Source organism: Acidianus manzaensis, from assembly GCF_002116695.1.
GTDB lineage: Archaea > Thermoproteota > Thermoprotei_A > Sulfolobales > Sulfolobaceae > Acidianus > Acidianus manzaensis.
The window spans coordinates 1,837,312-1,854,705 of record NZ_CP020477.1 but is presented as its reverse complement, the minus strand read 5'-3'; the positions used below and the strand labels follow the sequence as shown (position 1 = coordinate 1,854,705).

Genomic DNA, 17,394 nt, shown 5'->3' with positions numbered 1-17,394 from the left:
AACTTACTTAAGAGTTTGAAGTACTTCTTCTACTACTCTTTCGGGATATCCATCCAGTAATTTAGCTACGTCTAAAGCATTGTCATTATTTGAAAAACTTGCTATCTCAATTTCTTTTCCATTCTCTATCTTAAAAAGAACTACTTCTTTTACCGAATTAATTGGAATGTACCTATATGTTATTTCATATCCTTCTATTGGTTTTGTTCCTATCTTAAATCCTAACTTATCTAAAAATTTTCTATTTACATTTTCAAGTTCTAGTGCCATATATTTATATTAATTTTTGATAATATATGTCTTGTTTACTAAAGTTTATACTTTCATTATAAATTAATTATACTATCATATACAAGTTCATTATCATGCTTACCTAAATAATATTTCACTGTAGAAGAAAATACATAATTATTCCATGCGTACATCTTGTAGTACTCTTCATTAGTTTCTCTATTATTTTTAACATAATAATGACCCACCAGTAATTTTGGCCCTTCTCCTTCAGAATAGTATAACAGTGCAGAGTTCAAACTTGTAGAATATTCTTTTACTTTATTGAACAATTTCTTGTAAGCATCTTCTATGGAACTATCTACAATTTTAGATAATTCTTCTAAGAATAAATAGCTGTCAGTGTAAGGAAGCATAGGATTAGTTAACGAAAACGCTTTACGATTTATTGATCCATTATGAGCAAAATATACTTCATACTGATTAATCCTTTTATAATAAGGATGATTATGACTAACTCCCATTAAGAATTTTTTATTCCCTTTTCTCACATGAATTATTCCTTTAATCTCTTCTCCCTTTATAGACTTCAATATTTCTATTCCTTGTGTATCTTCATATATTGGTTCTGGTGATCTATAATAGAAGTCTTTCCAGAATCTTCCCTTTTTTACATAAATTATAAATCCCCAACCGTCTGGATGAGCTAAATAGATAGAAAAAGGATCCTTCTTTGCAGAATTTATTAATGCGTTTATTACATTCAAATTTAATTCTTCTTGTGTACTAAAAGCAACTATTCTACACATTAATTTTCAACCCATCATATGCTATTATGAAGTTTTTTGAAGCAGAAGCAATCTTATCTTCTATCTGTGCAGGAATATGAGTAATTACAAGATTTTTATTAGCAAAAAATTCATGCAATTGTTTGACTGTAGTATGTCCATATATTTCACATCCTTCAATACAAGTTCCTTCATGAATAATTAAATCAGCATCTTTACTTTCTTTTATTATACCTTCACAAGGTTCTCTTGTATCACCAGAATAAATTATCTTGTGTTTTTCATCTTTTATAATATAACTCACAGCATAAATTTTATGGCATGCTTCTACAGAATAAACTTCCAAATTACCAATTTTGGCTTTTGGTAAATCACTCTCTATTATTTCCGCTGTTATATCATTTCCCAATTCTCTATAGTTATCAAAAATTTTTTTAAATCCTTTAGGAGAAAAGATCTTTATATCTTTTATTTTTCTTATTTTTCTTTGAACTAGATAATCAAATATTCCATTAAAATGATCTATATGAAGATGAGTAAAAAATACTGCATCGATATCTGGAAATCCTAAATCTTCAATCTTAGAATTACTTCCATTTCCCATATCTAATATTATTTTTGTTTGATCTGTAGAAATCATTATTGATGATTTATTTCTTTTAGAGCCAAAAGTTGAACCAGATCCAGTCCCTAAGAAAGTTATTTCCATTACATATCATCTCTTTCTCTTATATCTTCTGGTAATCCACAATATCCATTTATTTCGTTTTCTTCTTTTTTATTTTTAGATTTTTTCTTAGTAATTCCATTATTTTTCATTTTCGCTTTCCTCCAGAATTTTTTTAACTTCTTCTAATCTTGGACCGATAGCCCCAAAAGTAGTTACAGAATATGATGCGATTTTATTTGCAAATTGAACACTTGTCTCTAAATCTTCATTTTTCTCTAAATAATGAGCTAATGCTGCATTAAACACGTCTCCTGCACCAGTAGTATCAACTGGTTTGACTTTAGGAGCTGGAATTAAAATCCTTTTCTGCTTAGTAGCTATTAGAGCACCTCTTTCTCCTAGAGTAATAATAACAGCCATCTTTACCTTTTTTAAAAGTATTTCCAAGCCATATTCTATATCATCAGCATTTGTCAGTTCTTTGAATTCTATTTCATTAGGCGTTAAAATATCTACTAAGTTTAAAATTGAAATATCTTTAATTATTGCTGGAGCTGGATTTAATATTTTTAGACCGTTAAAACTTTGTAACGCTTTTTTAACTACTTTTTCCCTTATTTCCATTTGAGTTAATAGTATTCCATCAGCATCGTCTATATCTTCTTCAGAAAGTTCAAAATTTGCACCTCTATTTACAATAATCATTGTATCTCCTCTTTTATTTACCAAAATGTATGCGGTTCCAGTTTTAGAATTCTTTTTAGTTTTAATCTTTGAAATATCTATCTTTTCCTCCTTCCAGAATTTTATTGCTTCTCTTCCTAGGTCATCATCACCTACTGCTGCTATTAATCTAACATTTGAACCTAATCTTGATGCTGAAACAGCTTGATTAGATCCTTTTCCTCCGTGAGAATGTAATATTTCTTTAGCGAAGATTGTTTCACCTGAATTTGGAAATTCGTCAACTTTTATTATAATATCTCTATTATAACTTCCAACTACTGTTATCATTTTAATATTACCTCTAGCTTTTTCTTCATTTCTTCAACATTATCGGCAAAAATAACAACTTTACCTTGAATTATCATAGCATCTGAATCTATACCACTTTCTGATAATCTAATCCTAGATTCCTCTGACGCTCTAAGTACTTCTGTAGGAGATACTAAGAAACCAATTTTTTTATTACTCCTCTTAAGAGCTTCTAGAATAGTATTGTTTTTCCAATTAATTAGTATTGGACCATCTAATTTTAGCCAATCTAGATACCTTATTATACCTCCTGCTAAAGTAGCAAAGTCACCATAAGGTGTTAAGTATCCTATATTGCCCTTATCGTTCTCGTCTATTAGATATTTTATTTTATTATTTTCTTTTTCTATGTAATATAATAATTGTTCTAATTCTTCTCTTGCAATTTCTTGATCAATTTGTCTTTCTGCATTAGCAAAAGGATCAACTGGACCATAGCCCTTTCCTAGATCCAAAGAATATTTTATTGCAAAATTTGTAAAACTCTTTGCCTTCATTATTGCGTCTTTTAGATTATCTCCTTTAGCTAGATATGCAGTTATAGATGCAGAAAATACGTCTCCACTACCATGAGTATTTTTAGTTTGAATTTCCTCTCCACTTAATTCAATTTCCTCTCCATCTACTATTGCAATATCTTTTCCATTAAAGGCTTCTCCACCTTTAACTACAATATTAGTGGATAACGTATTATACAAATGTTTAGCCACTTTTCTCAAGTCATCAAAATCATTTATTTTATAGGATGATAATTTTTCTGCTTCAAATCTATTTGGAGTTATTAATATCGATCTTTTCGATAAATCTAATAAATCTGGAATTATATCTTCAGTTACCAATGATGCACCTGATTTGGCTATCATAACTGGATCAAGAATTAGATTAATTTTGTATTCTTCAACTTTTTTCTTTACTATCTGTATTACTTTTTTTGAAGCTAACATTCCAGTTTTTGCATACTTAGGAGATAGATCTTTCATAACAGTATCAAATTGGGCCTCAATAAAATCTGGAGGTACTTCCAATACTTTAGTTACTTCAAAAGTATTTTGCGCTGTTAAACTAGTTACAATAGTAGTTCCTAGAACACCAAGTGTAGTAAAAGTTTTTAGATCTGCTTGTAGACCTGCTCCACCACCTGAATCACTTCCAGCTATTGTCATTGCTACTGGTCTTGTTCTCATATGAATAAATTAAAAACATTCACTTATTTCTATAACTATCTTTTCTTATTTGGGCATAATATCGAAAAAGTACAATACTCACATTCCCATGGAAATCTAGGTGAAGGAGATAGATTAAGATTCTCTTGAACTAGTTTTATAATAGAAGCGTCGTCAAGTGGGTTATTAACTTCAAATTCTGTAATTCTATCTGGAGTAATATATAAAAGAATTCCTTTGTTAATACTAAATAACCATAAATATATTTGTAATTGCATTAAGTGATGCTTATGTGGAAGACCTTTATCTGCTCTAGCACTTTTTATTTCTACTATTATTTTTTCTTTTTCATTTTCCAAAATTATATCAGCTCTTCCCTTGATAGTAATTTTTCTATTTTCTTCTAATAATTGAATATCCTTCTTACCTTCAACTTCAGCGTTTACTTTGTAATCTCCTATCTTATCTAAAGATTCTAAGCCTTTATGAACTAAATCACCTAGTATGGTTGCTGGAGTATAAACTTCAGAAATAGCTAATTCTTTATATTTTTCTTCAAAAGATATTTTTAAAGGACATCTAAGTAAATCCGTAACATAAAAAGTATCATTTTCTTTCTGGTGAGATAAATAATCCTGCAATTTTAATTTTGTTAAGTATTCAACGATCATTAAATTTCACAGATATATTTCCTGATCTTTCAGTTTTAAACCATGTTCTCTGTGTTCTAAATAATTCCATAAATATTGCAGTTAAGTTAAGTATTACAATAAAATTCATATAAATTAAGGAAAGAATAGGATAAAACTCTTCTATCATATGCTTTCTTGAAATTAATATTCCAAGCAAAAGAGAAAGTAGACTAGCTAATGAAACTAACGAAACTAGTACAAAGTAGATTTGAGATTGATATACTAGAACTAGTGAATAATTTACAAGATTAAGAACCATAAATATAGGAGTAAAAATTATAAGCATAGCATCAATATATTTCCAATTGATATTTACTTTTCCTACTTTTATTGAAACCTCTAAATGACCTCTATACCATCTTAATCTCTGCTTAATAAGACTTCTTAAACTAATTGGAACTTCTCTCCATGCTATTATAGTAGGAGAGTAAACTATTTTATATCCCATTGAAGAAATTTTTAGGCTTAAATCTAAGTCTTCAGTTAGAGAATATTCATTCCATCCTCCAACTTCGTCTAAAACTGATTTTCTAATAAAACTACAAGTTCCCTCTAATGGAACAAAAAAGCCTAATCTAGCTCTTCCAGCTATAGAATACTCGTAAAATAATTCTTCTAAAGATGCAAATCTAGCAATTACACTTTCCCTTACATTTATTGGGACTAATCTTCCTTGAACACCAGCTATTGAAGGATCACTAAATTTTGCGGAAACATAAGATAAAGTGTCTAGTCTAGGTACTGTATCAGCATCAAATATTCCTATAATTTCTCCTTTAGATAGTCTTAACACATAATTTAATGCCCTACTTTTTCCATTAGGTACATTAGATTTTTCTAAGTGAATACAATTCATATTTTCATACATTTCTTTATAATTTTTACAAATTTCTAATGTATTGTCAGTAGATCCATCTTCTACAACAAAAATTTCATACTTAGATTTATCGTATTCTTGATTCTCTAATCTATCTAAAAGTCGCCCAAGCACTTTTTCTTCATTTTTAGCAGGTATTACTATTGAAAATGTTTTACCAGAGGACTCTTTATATTCTCTAGGATTCCAGGCTACACCTACTAATGCGAGAGAAGAATTATATATACTCCAGCTAGATACTAGCAAACTAAGTCCTATTAATATCCAATAAATCACGCATTAAATAAGTAGTATTAAAATATATTTTTTGTGAAAACAGAAGACGTATATAACTACGTTATTTTCAAAACAAAAAATGTTAAATTAACTTCATGCTACTTAAATCAAGAGTTAATTCTTTCATTTCCCTCTTTATATTAGCTATATCCATCATGGCCCTTCTTATCCCATAATTGCTCCTCTTTTCCATCGCCTTTCCTATTCCATATACTGCAAATCCTGTTACAGTAGTGATATGAAACGGATCATCTAAACCCATTGCTATGAACTTTCCTACTCCTTGTATTGTTCTTCCTTTAGGTTCATAATCACCTAATAAATCTTCAAACATAATTAATACTTTCTTCAGAACTAATATTAGCTATTCTCCTATACTATGGAAAGTTGTAAATTAAAAACTACCAAAGTATTATCTAAATCTCTTTTTACTCCACTTCATTAAGTATCTCCTGCTTATCACAAAGTAATATCTATTTAATAATGCTCTACTCTTTAAATGATATATTCGGTTTCTATATCCCATATGAGATTCTTTGACAGTAATATAAGAACATTTGCAAAATATACCCACAAAACATATATCAAACATGTATCTATAAAAACATTCATATAAAAAGAAATAAAGTTATATTAATTTATATGTGCTAAAAAATATAATTACTATTAACAAATTATTTCATTTCTCTTTAACAGAGATATACCGAAAATTTTCGGGATTATATTCTTTAAGTATTTTGACATTCTTAATTATTGGTGATTTAATGGGTATAGATCCGAATTACAGGACGAGTAGGCCTCAAGCGGGAGAGCATGAGGGGCATAAAGTGTATGGTCCAGTAGAAGCGCCAAAAGTTCTTGGAATTCATGGTACTATTGTTGGTGTAGATTTTGATTTGTGTATTGCTGATGGTTCTTGTATAACAGCGTGTCCTGTTAATGTGTTTCAATGGTATGATACGCCTGGTCATCCTGCTTCTGAGAAGAAGGCTGATCCAATTAATGAGCAAGCTTGTATATTCTGTATGGCCTGCGTTAACGTATGTCCAGTAGCAGCAATAGACGTAAAACCACCATAATCCTTTTTGTTTCAATATCATGGAAAACAATTAATATTTTTCCTTATAAGCTCCATATATGCAAGTAAAGAAGATAGCAATTATAGTAGGAGTAATTGTTTTTGTATTAATATTTACCTTACCTTATATACTCCAACCTTTTGAAGTACCTCTAGATACATTATTTAAGGTAAGTAATCAAGATCTTTCTTCTAATGCTGTATGCATTATTTTAATAAGCTGGTATGGATGTCCATTTGGTGCTGCAGATAGTTGGGTTTTATATAATTTTCTTTCTCATTACGGAAATATAACATTTAAAATCGGATATTCTGATCCTAATGACATATATCCTAATACGCCAGCAGTAATTTTTGAATCATTTACGTCTAATTCCACTATACATTTCAGATTTGTATACCTCTATAATAGATTCTTAAACGCTACTTACAATGGATCAGAAGTGAATAACTATGTTAAATATGGTTTAAATGTTATAAAAACTGAATTTCCAAGTTACTATAATATTGTTAAACAATATGTTGTCAATGATTGGGCTTCTGGAGGCTTTTTCCAATCTGCTGCGAATATGGGAAATCCACCTCATATTCCAACTACGCTAATAATTTCTAGTTCAAAAGGAACCTATATGCTAATAGGATATCTGTATAATCCTAGTGATTTAAAAGGGTATAATGTATCTTATTTATTATCTCACTCTAGTTCCTTACCTTTTATTATCCAAGGAGAAAATGATTTAGAAGAATATATATGAGAAGAATAATTTATGATCTGGATCATGAGTATCTAACTTTGACTTCCGCATTATATCCTGAAGGTATTCAAAGAGTTAGTAGTGTAGCAATAATATTCGTTGATAAGAGTTATTGTAGTAATAATCCTTGGAAAGATGCAGTAGAATTCTGTAATAATTGTAAAAATACAGTAATTTTTCTAACAGCTGCTGAAAAATATGCTATAAAAATATTCGATTGGGGGAAGCTAATAATGAGCGCTGGAATTGGAATTTCAGGAGAAGATGCGGGATGCACAATAAATATAGGAGTATTTGTAAATCATGGTTTAACTATTAATGGTCTAGTCGATTTGATAAGAACAGTAACTGAGGCTAAAAGTGGGGCTTTAAGAGATTTATCTTATAAATTAACTGGGACTGTAAGTGATGCAGTAGCAGTTGGTGGATTAGTAGGAAACGAGTATTTTATAGGTCCAGGAACAGAATTAGGGAAAAATATAGCTAAAAATGTAAAAAATACATTAATAGACCTTTTAACATAAAAATTTTATACCTTTTGAGTTTGTTCTTGTTCTTCTTTTACAATATTCACTGACATTCCAGCATTTTTATATGCAGTAGGTTTCTTTATTTTTATCCAGTATGCATAAAATATTGAGAAAATTAATACTGCTCCTCCTGTTGCTACAGCTTGAGTTACTGGAAATACTGGTGGTATTATTGACTCGTATAATACAAATGCAAATATAATTGTAGCTACTGCTGGTAAGAAGTAATGCATGAATGGATGAATTATCTTATTAATTCCTGTGTGTTTCTCTTTCAATTTATAGAATAATGTCATTACAGCGGTATTATTGATAAAGTGAGCTACAATAAACCCTACTAACGCTATAGTTGTTAAGTAATCAAAGGCATTACTTAATGCATTATATATTTGACTAGACGTAGCTGGTAACGTTAACATTTGAATAGGGCTTACTCCAGAGAAGTATCCTATTATGAATCCTGCTCCTATAGCCATTATACTAGAAGCTGTTCCTATGAACAATAAGGATTTACTAGGAGTTACCCATTTCTCATGGACATAAGCAAAGAATTTTGGCAGTATTCCGTCTCTGCCCATAGCAAAGTATACTCTACCAGCATTAGATTGCATAGCTACACTATCAGAAAATGCTGAATTAAATGCAAATAACGCTAAAAGCAATCCTCCTACAATTCCTAAAAAGTTAGCATAAACTATTATTCCAGGTATTTCACAGCTTGCAAAAGATACCATATTATTAGTTCCCCAGCCTACTGTTAATGCATAACTTACTTCAGTCAATACTACTCCTACAATAGTTACGCCTAACATTAATGCTTTGGTTATTGCCTTACTGCTTTTTACTTCTTCTCCTAATGGAGCTGATCCTCCATATCCAATGAAACTTGTTAATCCAAATATCATTCCTAACCCTAAGCCTGCTATTGGTCCTCCTAAAGGCCCAAAATTCTGACCATATACAGAATTCCATGCGAATGGGTTAAATACATTAATACTATTATCTGGTGCTTTTAAGATAATAATTAGTGATGTAATAGCTAGAAATGCTACTTCAGTTAAAGCTGCGTATCTAATGTATTTCATCTGTGGTCTTATTCCTATTATTGCTAGAAATATTGGAACTAAAATGAATATTAATATAAATGCTATCCATATCCAACCAGGCAATATAATTCCCCAGAAATATTTCAATACTCCAGGCAATACAATTCCAGCTACGTATACTGGAATAGCTGCTGTACTAGCAACTTGGTATACTGGATACATTAAGCCTGTAATTATTGCTGGGAATGGGCCAAATGCTGTAGCTACATATCCATAATATCCTCCTGCACTTGCATGCCTTTTTGATAAATGATATAATGTATTCACTTCAATGAACATTGTCACCATTGCCAAAAGGAAAGCTAATGGTGTTAGTACAAAAGCAAATGCTGCAGCAGATGTTATAAATGCTACAGTATCACACGCTGGAGCCATTGCTGCTATTTCTTGTGCAACTGCTTCTATAGTCCCAACTACTCCTTTTCTAAGTCTAGGAATGTTCGAACTCATTTTTAGGTTTACCCGAAAATTAGATACACCCTAAATTATATTTAAGCTTTTCTAAAAAGTTCTGCCATATTGGAAGGTTATCAAAAATCAAGATATTTAAGTAAAATTCTAACTAAGTTAACATGCTTATTGATAATTTAATTATGCACACTGTAAGAATTCTCTTTTAACGTTAAGATATTAAAAAGAAACTCCTTAGTAATGATAACAAAAGCGTAAATAATCTTCTACTAAAATTAGTTATTTAAATTAATGTCATCTTTAATTTCTAGTAATGCTTTTTAATTCATATAAAAATAAAGATATTTAATATTTACATTTATCTAATACCGTTTACTACATTTTCTCGATAATAACATAACTTTCATTATAGTCTCATTTTCTTATAGCGAATTAACAATTACATGGAAGAAGAAAAAATCGCAAGATTATTGATCAACCTTTTTCCTCCTCAAGAAAAGGAGAACTTAAATATCTTTGTTCATAAAAATGAGTTTATAGTAATAAATGCTGACTTATCTAACAAAAAAATTAGAAAATATAAGGGAAAAGTAATTAAATCTAAAATAGTCTTTAGTAGTGAAAGAGGACCTCAACTTAGTATAAATACTAGGCATATAAAGAACACTTTGATGCCAAACAAAATTGGAGAATTTAAAGAATATTCAGTATGGACAAGTAGTAATAATAAGGAACCTTTTATATTACCCTTATATGAGCTAGTTAAGGAATAACGTTTTTATGATATTTGTTTTTAATACTATATGCTCCAACTAAAGATTCTTAATTCTCTTTTAAAGTATGGAGAAGAGTATTTGGTTATTGAGGAAAAAATACCTAATAGTGAAACAAAAATAGATATATATCATAATAGTAATATAATAACTAAGCTTCAGATATCTACTCCAAATTATGTAATTATTGGAAGAGAATTACTACTCCCTTCTTCTAATATAAATCTTGCTGATGTAAAGGATTTCGCTTATGAAGCAGTTAAGAGTGTAATTCATTCTAAAACTAGTAATGCTGAAATTAAATTAAGTAGAGAAGGAGTAGTATATAGTTTTCCAGATAGTGTTGATATAACAGAGTTAACTCCTAATGGGATACATATTTTGTCTACTGTTTTACAAAAAGCTATAGCTCCTAATTATATTCCAGTATCTCAAATACCACCTTGGATAAAGAGTATTCCATTGTTTCAAGGCGTAGTAATTGACATTAAAGATTCTCCTAAAGATATATTAAAGAAATATCATTCGCAAATTACTAGGATAGAGACTGATAATGGTTTTATAGAAAAATATCACAATAGTCTTACTAGATTATATTACGAAAATGATGAGAAAATCCTATGCTATAAGACTTTAAATTATATATGCTATCAAGATTCTGGAGGCGCAAAAGAGGTAACATTTAACGAAAAGGAAATAGAGAATATAGTTAACAAGATAATAAAGGGATATGGAAAATATCAGTTACTAAATGGAACATTATTAATATGACAAAAATATTATAAAGAAAGAAAGAAGAATAAGAAGAAAGTCTGTCTTACTAAATCCTATTTTTACTATTGATGTTCTTTTATTATAAGCTCTAAATCCTCTAGTATCTAATGCTATAGCTATATTTCTGGATCCTTTAACTAAATAGACAAAAGCAGGTAAAATAACAATAATAAAAGCATAAATATAATAAAAAGGTTTTAAAATAGGAAATTTATTGTATCCTAATCCTCTAACTAATTGCATTTTATATGATAGATCCATTTGCTTTAAACTCTGTGGAATAACTTTAATAAAAACTGCAAATATTAATGTAATTGAAAGCGGAATTCTTACTTCTGAAAAAGCTCTTATTAACTCTGAAGTATTTACAGTTGAAATAAATATAAAACCAAGGAGAGTAATATAAAGTACTGGACTAGTTATTGCTTCTATGAATCCTTGATAAAAAGAATTCATAGTTATTATAGGAGAATATCTAAATAATTGCGTAAATAGATTTGGCCAAGTATAAATTATATTTCCTCTTGATGAAAATGAACTATTGGAATATGTCCAAAAACTTATCAGAAAATAGGCTATAAAATAAATACTCAAATATTTTATCTTATCTCTTAATATGTAAAAAGAACTAACTAATAGAGAAACAAAAATCGCCAAGGAAAAATACGAAATAATTGAGTAATAAGACGAAGTAAAATAAGGGCGATAGAATAGAAATGCTAAATGATCTAAGAATATAAATACAGCTATTTCAAACAATATTTTTGAAATAGGATTTATCTTTATCTTTTGCTTTTTAAACTCAACTAAATTTGCTAATCCTTCATAACCTAGAGTTATTATAAGCCAAATGGTAAGACTATATACGGCAAATAATAAAATATATTGTAACATCTTATATTCCCAATATTATTAGACTACTTATTATTATTGCTATTAAACCTAGTGTAAAATCTATAAAATAGACAGTGTTTTTCTTTGCTATCTTTAACAAAAATGATATTACTAATACTCCAGTAATTAAGGCAAATATAAGCGCAGTAAATATCCCTAGAAAGCCTATCTGTGAAACTACTATAGATATAGAATGTTTTGTAAATAATAAGGTAGTTCCGACTGCACCTAAAGCTGCAGGAATGTAAGCTAGATAGGAGTATCTAAATGCGTCTTCAGGTTTATATCCAAGCAAAAGCATAGTTGACACAGTCATCCCTGATCTACTAACTCCGGGTAATGCAGCTATACCTTGAGCTATCCCTATAATTATCATATCCCTTAATGACATTTCTTTAAATTCTCTATTTTTCATTTGTCTAGAAAATTTAATGTAAATACCATCTCCAATTAAAATTAATCCAAGAACTAGCATTGGAATGCCCGGATTATATGCATTCTGTAATAATTTATCTGAGATAAGGAATAAAGGAACTCCTACTAAACCAGTAAAAAAAGTTGCAACTACAAGGAAAATTAATAATTTCCTCTCCTTAAATACCCTCTTAACGTCATGTCTAAAATAAATTAGCGCTGAACCTATAGAGCCTAATTCCATAAATAAGCCAAAAGAATATGCTACTGCTACGCTAATACCTAATAAAAATTCTGAAGATAGTAAAACTTGAGTTTTACTACTAATAGGTAACCATTCAGTTATTCCTTGAATTATTCCAATTAAGATTGAAAATAATAAATCCATAAATTACAATGTACATTTTATTATTTAAAATTCCTCTAAGTATACTATATATCACTATATATTCTATTAGTAATTACTTAAGTTTTATTATTAAATTATAAGAAAATCTTTTTATAATGAAATAAACTATCATAAACTCTTTTCTTAAACCATAATTATAATTATCTTTATTGATACGTAAAAACTATTTAGCTACTTTTGATAAAAATCTTTTTTAATTTGATCGTTAATAATATGACTCCGAACAAATATGGATAGGAAAATTCTTGCGTTAACTAATACGAGCATAGCTATATTCATGGCATTTGCAAACTACAATATGATAATTATTGCATTACCAGCAATATTTAGAGGTCTTGATTTTAATCCTACAGCGCCTAATTCACTAGCATATCTTATATGGTTAATCTTAGGTTATATGGTAGTTACAGCTTCCTTAGTAGTGACTTTTGGAAGAATTTCAGATCTAAAAGGGAGGGCTAAACTATACACTATAGGATTCCTTATATTCGCTATTGCTTCTACTTTGCTTTCAATAATAACATCTACTGGAAATCAAGGAGTGATGGAAATGATAATTTTTAGATTAATTCAAGGAGTAGGTGGTGGCTTGCTAATGGTAAATAGTACCGCTGTTCTAACAGATTATTTTGATAGAAGAGAATTAGGAAAGGCACTAGGTTTAAATCAAGTAGCTGGATTAGTAGGTGGAGTAGCAGGTCTAATTATAGGAGGAGTATTATCAGTATTAGATTGGAGATATATCTTCATTTTTAGCGCAGTAGTAGGTTTTGTAGGAACAATATGGTCTTATCTTACTTTGAAAGATATTCAAAAGCCTATAAAAAGATCAATTGATATCTTAGGGAATATAGCATTTGCATTAGGAATTACAATACTACTAATTTCTGCAACTTATGGATTATTGCCATATAATGGACAAGTATTAGGCTGGAGTAATCCTTGGGTGATAAGCGGAATTATAATTTCAGCAATTTTATTATCAGCATTCATATTTATTGAGAAAAAAGTAAAAGATCCAATGTTTGATTTATCTTTATTCAAGATTAAAGATTTCTCTACTTCAAATTTTGCCAACTTTATAGCTTCCCTAGCTAGACAAGGAATACTATTAATGCTTTTAGTATTATTGCAAGGTATTTGGTTACCATTACATGGAGTTCCTTATGCTGAAACACCATTTTGGGGAGGAATATATCTAATACCTAACGTTTTAGGATTTGCAGTATTTGGACCTATAAGTGGTATATTATCTGACAGATACGGTTCTAAAATGCTAACGAGCTTAGGCTTAGCTATTGCTGGAATAGGATTCTTGCTCTTGTCATTTTTACCTTATGACTTCCAGGCTTGGGAATTTTTCTTGATTACGTTTATTCAAGGTGCTGGAATGGGATTATTTACTGCACCGAATACGGCAGATATGATGGCAACAGTGCCTATAGAGAAAAGAGGAGCCGCATCTGGCATGAGAGCAGCATTACAAAATACTGCATCTGCTGCTAGTGTTGTATTATATTTTAGTATTATAATAGCAGGGATGAGCACTACACTGGATTCTTCACTAACTTCTGCTTTATCTCCATATGGTATTACTCCCCCTCCATTGCCTGCAGCAGTGGTAATATTTTCTGCATTATTAGGATATGATCCGTTATCTCCGCTAGTAGCTTCTTTACCTTCGTCTTTAGCTAGTAAGATAGATACACCTCATTTCTTCGTTTCTGCTATTGCGCCATCTTTCATGAGTGGATTTAGATTAATGCTATATATTTCTACAGCATTACTATTATTATCAGCTGTTATTTCAGCATTTAGAGAGAGTGAAAGAGTTGGAAAATTGGGAAATTATACTGAAGGGGAACAGAAAGCTGAAAGATCTGTTACAAAAGGAAGCTAAAAAACTAGGATTATCTTATACTGAAGTATCTACTCTTTATTTTTTAAGATCTGGAGAGAAAAATGTAAGCGAACTTGCAAAACTTATCGGTGTTAATAAATCTACAATGGTAGAAGTTTTAGATAAATTAGATTCTATAGGAATGATAACTAGAACCAGAGATGAAAAAGATAGAAGAGTTGTGAAAGTAATTGCTACTGATAAAGGTATAGATGCTTTAAATAGAGTAAGACATAATTATAGGGAATTAATCAATGAAATACTAAACGAATCACATGGAGATATAGTAAAATTCTTTCAAATAGTATTAGATAGAGCAACAGAAAAACAAGAAAATTAAGTAAAATATGGAACTTTTTTATTTAACTCTAGTAACATGTTATAAAGAGAATTATCTATCTCTATTTCATTTCTTTTAGATAATTTTTCTCCCCTATCTCCAGGCAATGAACCAATAAGGTTTCTCATATATAGTATAGCATTATTGTTTTTTTCAAAAAGATTAGAATTAATTATAATCATAACTTCTCCTTTATTAGATGGATTTTCAGTATTTAACACACCTTTTACCTGTGGTCCTATAGCACTTCCTGTAATATAGGCTGTAAGAAGTTCAAGAGTTATCATCAAATAAAATCCTTTTTCTCCACCCATTGGTAATATACCTCCTTTCAATGCTTCGTTAGGATCTGTAGTAATTTCTCCCTTAGAATCTACTGCTACACCATAAGGTATGCTAACTCCTTTTCTTTGTGCTTCTATTATTTTACCTCTTGCTGTAGATGATAATGCCATGTCTAAAACTACTGGAGGATTAGAAGGTATTCCAATACTTAATGGCGTAGTAGAAAGAATTTTAGTATTCTTTCCAGGCATTACTACAGCTGGTTCTGCATTTCCAAACATTATAGAAATAAAACCAGCATTAGCTAATCTTCTTGTATAATATCCTAGAAATCCTATATGAGAAGCATTTCTAACTGCTATAACATATGAAGATGGAAGATCCTGTGAAATTAAATTATTCCATAGTACTATACCTATGCTATGATTTGCATCAATTAAAATCGAAAATTGTGATTCTTTAACAATTCTGTAACTTACTCTTCTTCTGATTGTATTTAATTCTATTCCCTTTATTAAAGGAATAATTCTTTGAACTCCATGCGAAGAATGCCCTCTTAATTCTGCCTCAATAAAATGGTCTACAATAATTTCTTTCCCTTCAATATCTCTTTTCTCCAATAATTCTAAAAGGAGATTTTTTAAATCGTCTACCTTAATGTTCACGATAGTATAATAGATAAAAATACCTTAAAAGTAAATAATATGCATTTAAGAGAAACGCATTAACGTTTAAGTCACTTAAGTTATACAAATTTACATGACTGATTATATTCATGGAAGTTAAGTATATACTCTCTATAGAAAGTTAAAGATAGAATTTTAATTTTCTAATATCAATTTAAATTATTTAATGCTTTTTAGGTTTTTCTTAATAAGGTAGAAAAGTTTTTACAGATTTACTTACTTTTAAAAGAAGTTAAAATAACATTATATTAGAAGAAAAATTATTAAGGAAATCTTTATTAACTTAGGTAATTTGAATATATTATGCAATTATATTATACAGTACTAAAAACGAGTTTCTGTCCTTCAAGTTATGGTATTTTTGAATGCAAAACAGAAAACGGTAAAGAAGTATGTAAATTAGTTGCGTGCACTAGGCCTGGATTTCTCTCGTCAATATATGAAGCTCAAGAATATTAGAATAGAAATAAGAACTTTATAATAAGTATTCTTTTTATGGTAACTAGATATTGGTTAAGATACTATCTGATTTCATTCATAGTCATAGCTATTTTAGATATAGTTATATCAAGTATTATTCAGATCAATATACCATTCTTCTATATAATTCAGATAATCATTATATTTGCTTCTTGGTATTTTATTTCTCCTTTATTAATGATCTTATTACTTAAAATGAAAAGAAGTAATAAAGAAATTTACGATCTTGTAGATCAAGTCGCAAGACAATTTAATTTGAAAACTCCTCGTACATATATTTCTTATGTTAATTTTCCTAATGCTTTAGCTTTTGGTAATATTATTTTTAGAGGCATGGCAATTACTGAGCCTCTTCTATCTTTTCTTAATGATGACGAAGTGAGAGCAGTAATTGCTCATGAACTATCTCATTTAAAGAACCATGATCCTGAAACTTTAATTTTATCCCTAATTGGGATAACCTCAGTTTATTCTTTTCTCATCCAGACTTTTCCTTCCTTTACTGCTCTTATTGTTTTACTTTATTTCTTTGGTTTTTTTCCGTTATTTTTCGCAATACATAGATTTGTAGAAAAAAGAGCTGATTTAACTGCAGTAAAACATGGTAATTTTTCAGTACCATTACAGACTGCGTTAATAAAAATTGCATATTTAAGTGATAAAGTGCCTTACCCAATTTTAAAGAATTTTCCAGAGTTACAGATCTTATTTATGAAATATGATATAATGAACCAAGATACTGGAACAGGATTTTTTGCTACCCATCCTAGTGTAAGTGAAAGATTACGATATCTAAGTAAATATGAGTAACTATTTATTCACAAAAT

General features: G+C 29.5%; 21 protein-coding genes. 9 read left to right on the top strand and 12 right to left on the bottom strand.

Translation table 11 applies throughout. From position 1 onward, the window contains the following. Positions 1-3: 3 nt before the first annotated feature. The 8 genes from B6F84_RS09375 to B6F84_RS09340 all read right to left on the bottom strand — a co-directional run bounded on the left by B6F84_RS09375 (position 4) and on the right by B6F84_RS09340 (position 6,066). Entirely contained in the window at positions 4-270 is a 267-nt protein-coding gene (locus B6F84_RS09375) for a hypothetical protein (RefSeq protein ID WP_148691993.1), read from the bottom strand. A 56-nt stretch (positions 271-326) separates the two neighbouring features. Continuing rightward, on the bottom strand, positions 327-1,040 hold the full coding sequence (locus B6F84_RS09370; protein ID WP_148691992.1) for a class II glutamine amidotransferase: 714 nt from the start codon (positions 1,038-1,040) through the stop codon (positions 327-329). Beyond that, complete coding sequence (locus B6F84_RS09365; RefSeq protein WP_148691991.1) at positions 1,033-1,728, bottom strand: MBL fold metallo-hydrolase; 696 nt, start codon at positions 1,726-1,728, stop codon at positions 1,033-1,035. Before B6F84_RS09365 ends, B6F84_RS09370 begins: the two co-directional genes overlap by 8 nt. Positions 1,729-1,827: 99 nt before the next feature. Beyond that, a complete protein-coding gene (gene rbsK / locus B6F84_RS09360) occupies positions 1,828-2,703 on the bottom strand; it encodes a ribokinase (RefSeq protein ID WP_148691990.1) in 876 nt (291 codons plus the stop codon). After that, positions 2,700-3,908: a bifunctional hydroxymethylpyrimidine kinase/phosphomethylpyrimidine kinase gene (thiD, locus tag B6F84_RS09355; RefSeq protein WP_148691989.1), complete on the bottom strand. Its 1,209-nt coding sequence runs from the start codon at positions 3,906-3,908 to the stop codon at positions 2,700-2,702. The genes rbsK and thiD overlap by 4 nt, the downstream gene beginning before the upstream one ends. A gap of 35 nt (positions 3,909-3,943) precedes the next feature. Continuing rightward, positions 3,944-4,558 carry a CRISPR-associated protein Cas4 gene (cas4, locus tag B6F84_RS09350; protein WP_148691988.1) on the bottom strand — a complete coding sequence of 205 codons (615 nt, stop codon included), beginning with the start codon at positions 4,556-4,558 and terminating at the stop codon, positions 3,944-3,946. Further along, entirely contained in the window at positions 4,548-5,732 is a 1,185-nt protein-coding gene (locus B6F84_RS09345) for a glycosyltransferase family 2 protein (protein WP_148691987.1), read from the bottom strand. The genes cas4 and B6F84_RS09345 overlap by 11 nt, the downstream gene beginning before the upstream one ends. 82 nt (positions 5,733-5,814) lie before the next feature. Beyond that, the gene (locus B6F84_RS09340; protein ID WP_148691986.1) at positions 5,815-6,066 is read right to left on the bottom strand and encodes a hypothetical protein; all 252 of its coding nucleotides are present in this window, start codon (positions 6,064-6,066) and stop codon (positions 5,815-5,817) included. 430 nt (positions 6,067-6,496) lie between these two features. Between B6F84_RS09340 and B6F84_RS09335 the strand changes: the two genes are divergently transcribed. The 3 genes from B6F84_RS09335 to B6F84_RS09325 are packed head-to-tail and all read left to right on the top strand — an operon-like array spanning position 6,497 to position 8,089. Continuing rightward, positions 6,497-6,811 (top strand): 4Fe-4S dicluster domain-containing protein, encoded by a 315-nt coding sequence (locus tag B6F84_RS09335; protein ID WP_148691985.1) that lies wholly within the window; start codon positions 6,497-6,499, stop codon positions 6,809-6,811. Between the two features lie 58 nt (positions 6,812-6,869). Then, on the top strand, positions 6,870-7,565 hold the full coding sequence (locus B6F84_RS09330; RefSeq protein WP_148691984.1) for a DUF929 domain-containing protein: 696 nt from the start codon (positions 6,870-6,872) through the stop codon (positions 7,563-7,565). Continuing rightward, positions 7,562-8,089, top strand: a complete 528-nt coding sequence (locus B6F84_RS09325) for an adenosylcobinamide amidohydrolase (RefSeq protein WP_420807156.1) — start codon at positions 7,562-7,564, stop codon at positions 8,087-8,089. Before B6F84_RS09330 ends, B6F84_RS09325 begins: the two co-directional genes overlap by 4 nt. A 5-nt stretch (positions 8,090-8,094) precedes the next feature. On the opposite strand, the gene B6F84_RS09320 is transcribed toward B6F84_RS09325, so the two are convergent. Beyond that, on the bottom strand, positions 8,095-9,651 hold the full coding sequence (locus tag B6F84_RS09320) for an APC family permease (RefSeq protein ID WP_148691982.1): 1,557 nt from the start codon (positions 9,649-9,651) through the stop codon (positions 8,095-8,097). 404 nt (positions 9,652-10,055) lie between these two features. Between B6F84_RS09320 and B6F84_RS09315 the strand changes: the two genes are divergently transcribed. Together B6F84_RS09315 and B6F84_RS09310 are read left to right on the top strand one after the other, a co-directional pair. After that, a complete protein-coding gene (locus B6F84_RS09315; protein ID WP_148691981.1) occupies positions 10,056-10,385 on the top strand; it encodes a hypothetical protein in 330 nt (109 codons plus the stop codon). A gap of 30 nt (positions 10,386-10,415) precedes the next feature. Next, on the top strand, positions 10,416-11,156 hold the full coding sequence (locus B6F84_RS09310; RefSeq protein ID WP_148691980.1) for a hypothetical protein: 741 nt from the start codon (positions 10,416-10,418) through the stop codon (positions 11,154-11,156). On the opposite strand, the gene B6F84_RS09305 is transcribed toward B6F84_RS09310, so the two are convergent. After that, entirely contained in the window at positions 11,148-12,053 is a 906-nt protein-coding gene (locus B6F84_RS09305) for an energy-coupling factor transporter transmembrane component T family protein (RefSeq protein ID WP_148691979.1), read from the bottom strand. The two genes, B6F84_RS09310 and B6F84_RS09305, sit on opposite strands and share 9 nt — an antisense overlap. 1 nt (position 12,054) lies before the next feature. After that, positions 12,055-12,855, bottom strand: a complete 801-nt coding sequence (locus B6F84_RS09300; RefSeq protein ID WP_148691978.1) for an undecaprenyl-diphosphate phosphatase — start codon at positions 12,853-12,855, stop codon at positions 12,055-12,057. Between the two features lie 250 nt (positions 12,856-13,105). Between B6F84_RS09300 and B6F84_RS09295 the strand changes: the two genes are divergently transcribed. After that, positions 13,106-14,776 carry an MFS transporter gene (locus tag B6F84_RS09295; protein WP_148691977.1) on the top strand — a complete coding sequence of 557 codons (1,671 nt, stop codon included), beginning with the start codon at positions 13,106-13,108 and terminating at the stop codon, positions 14,774-14,776. Continuing rightward, positions 14,709-15,116 (top strand): MarR family winged helix-turn-helix transcriptional regulator, encoded by a 408-nt coding sequence (locus B6F84_RS09290; protein ID WP_148691976.1) that lies wholly within the window; start codon positions 14,709-14,711, stop codon positions 15,114-15,116. The genes B6F84_RS09295 and B6F84_RS09290 overlap by 68 nt, the downstream gene beginning before the upstream one ends. On the opposite strand, the gene B6F84_RS09285 is transcribed toward B6F84_RS09290, so the two are convergent. Continuing rightward, positions 15,113-16,069, bottom strand: a complete 957-nt coding sequence (locus B6F84_RS09285) for an Ldh family oxidoreductase (RefSeq protein WP_148691975.1) — start codon at positions 16,067-16,069, stop codon at positions 15,113-15,115. The genes B6F84_RS09290 and B6F84_RS09285 overlap by 4 nt on opposite strands. A gap of 321 nt (positions 16,070-16,390) precedes the next feature. Here B6F84_RS09285 and B6F84_RS13895 point away from each other — a divergent pair, with 321 nt between their 5' ends. Next, complete coding sequence (locus tag B6F84_RS13895) at positions 16,391-16,546, top strand: hypothetical protein (protein ID WP_187152674.1); 156 nt, start codon at positions 16,391-16,393, stop codon at positions 16,544-16,546. Between the two features lie 36 nt (positions 16,547-16,582). Next, entirely contained in the window at positions 16,583-17,377 is a 795-nt protein-coding gene (locus tag B6F84_RS09280; protein ID WP_148691974.1) for a M48 family metallopeptidase, read from the top strand. The last annotated feature ends 17 nt before the right edge of the window (positions 17,378-17,394 follow it).

Bases quoted from the DNA above. Each gene is read 5' to 3' on its own strand.
- B6F84_RS09375 (WP_148691993.1), bottom strand. From the start codon at position 270: ATGGCACTAGAACTTGAAAATGTAAATAGAAAATTTTTAGATAAGTTA.
- B6F84_RS09370 (WP_148691992.1), bottom strand. From the start codon at position 1,040: ATGTGTAGAATAGTTGCTTTTAGTACACAAGAAGAATTAAATTTGAAT.
- B6F84_RS09365 (WP_148691991.1), bottom strand. From the start codon at position 1,728: ATGGAAATAACTTTCTTAGGGACTGGATCTGGTTCAACTTTTGGCTCT.
- rbsK (WP_148691990.1), bottom strand. From the start codon at position 2,703: ATGATAACAGTAGTTGGAAGTTATAATAGAGATATTATAATAAAAGTT.
- thiD (WP_148691989.1), bottom strand. From the start codon at position 3,908: ATGAGAACAAGACCAGTAGCAATGACAATAGCTGGAAGTGATTCAGGT.
- cas4 (WP_148691988.1), bottom strand. From the start codon at position 4,558: ATGATCGTTGAATACTTAACAAAATTAAAATTGCAGGATTATTTATCT.
- B6F84_RS09340 (WP_148691986.1), bottom strand. From the start codon at position 6,066: ATGTTTGAAGATTTATTAGGTGATTATGAACCTAAAGGAAGAACAATA.
- B6F84_RS09335 (WP_148691985.1), top strand. From the start codon at position 6,497: ATGGGTATAGATCCGAATTACAGGACGAGTAGGCCTCAAGCGGGAGAG.
- B6F84_RS09330 (WP_148691984.1), top strand. From the start codon at position 6,870: ATGCAAGTAAAGAAGATAGCAATTATAGTAGGAGTAATTGTTTTTGTA.
- B6F84_RS09325 (WP_420807156.1), top strand. From the start codon at position 7,562: ATGAGAAGAATAATTTATGATCTGGATCATGAGTATCTAACTTTGACT.
- B6F84_RS09320 (WP_148691982.1), bottom strand. From the start codon at position 9,651: ATGAGTTCGAACATTCCTAGACTTAGAAAAGGAGTAGTTGGGACTATA.
- B6F84_RS09315 (WP_148691981.1), top strand. From the start codon at position 10,056: ATGGAAGAAGAAAAAATCGCAAGATTATTGATCAACCTTTTTCCTCCT.
- B6F84_RS09310 (WP_148691980.1), top strand. From the start codon at position 10,416: ATGCTCCAACTAAAGATTCTTAATTCTCTTTTAAAGTATGGAGAAGAG.
- B6F84_RS09305 (WP_148691979.1), bottom strand. From the start codon at position 12,053: ATGTTACAATATATTTTATTATTTGCCGTATATAGTCTTACCATTTGG.
- B6F84_RS09300 (WP_148691978.1), bottom strand. From the start codon at position 12,855: ATGGATTTATTATTTTCAATCTTAATTGGAATAATTCAAGGAATAACT.
- B6F84_RS09295 (WP_148691977.1), top strand. From the start codon at position 13,106: ATGGATAGGAAAATTCTTGCGTTAACTAATACGAGCATAGCTATATTC.
- B6F84_RS13895 (WP_187152674.1), top strand. From the start codon at position 16,391: ATGCAATTATATTATACAGTACTAAAAACGAGTTTCTGTCCTTCAAGT.
- B6F84_RS09280 (WP_148691974.1), top strand. From the start codon at position 16,583: ATGGTAACTAGATATTGGTTAAGATACTATCTGATTTCATTCATAGTC.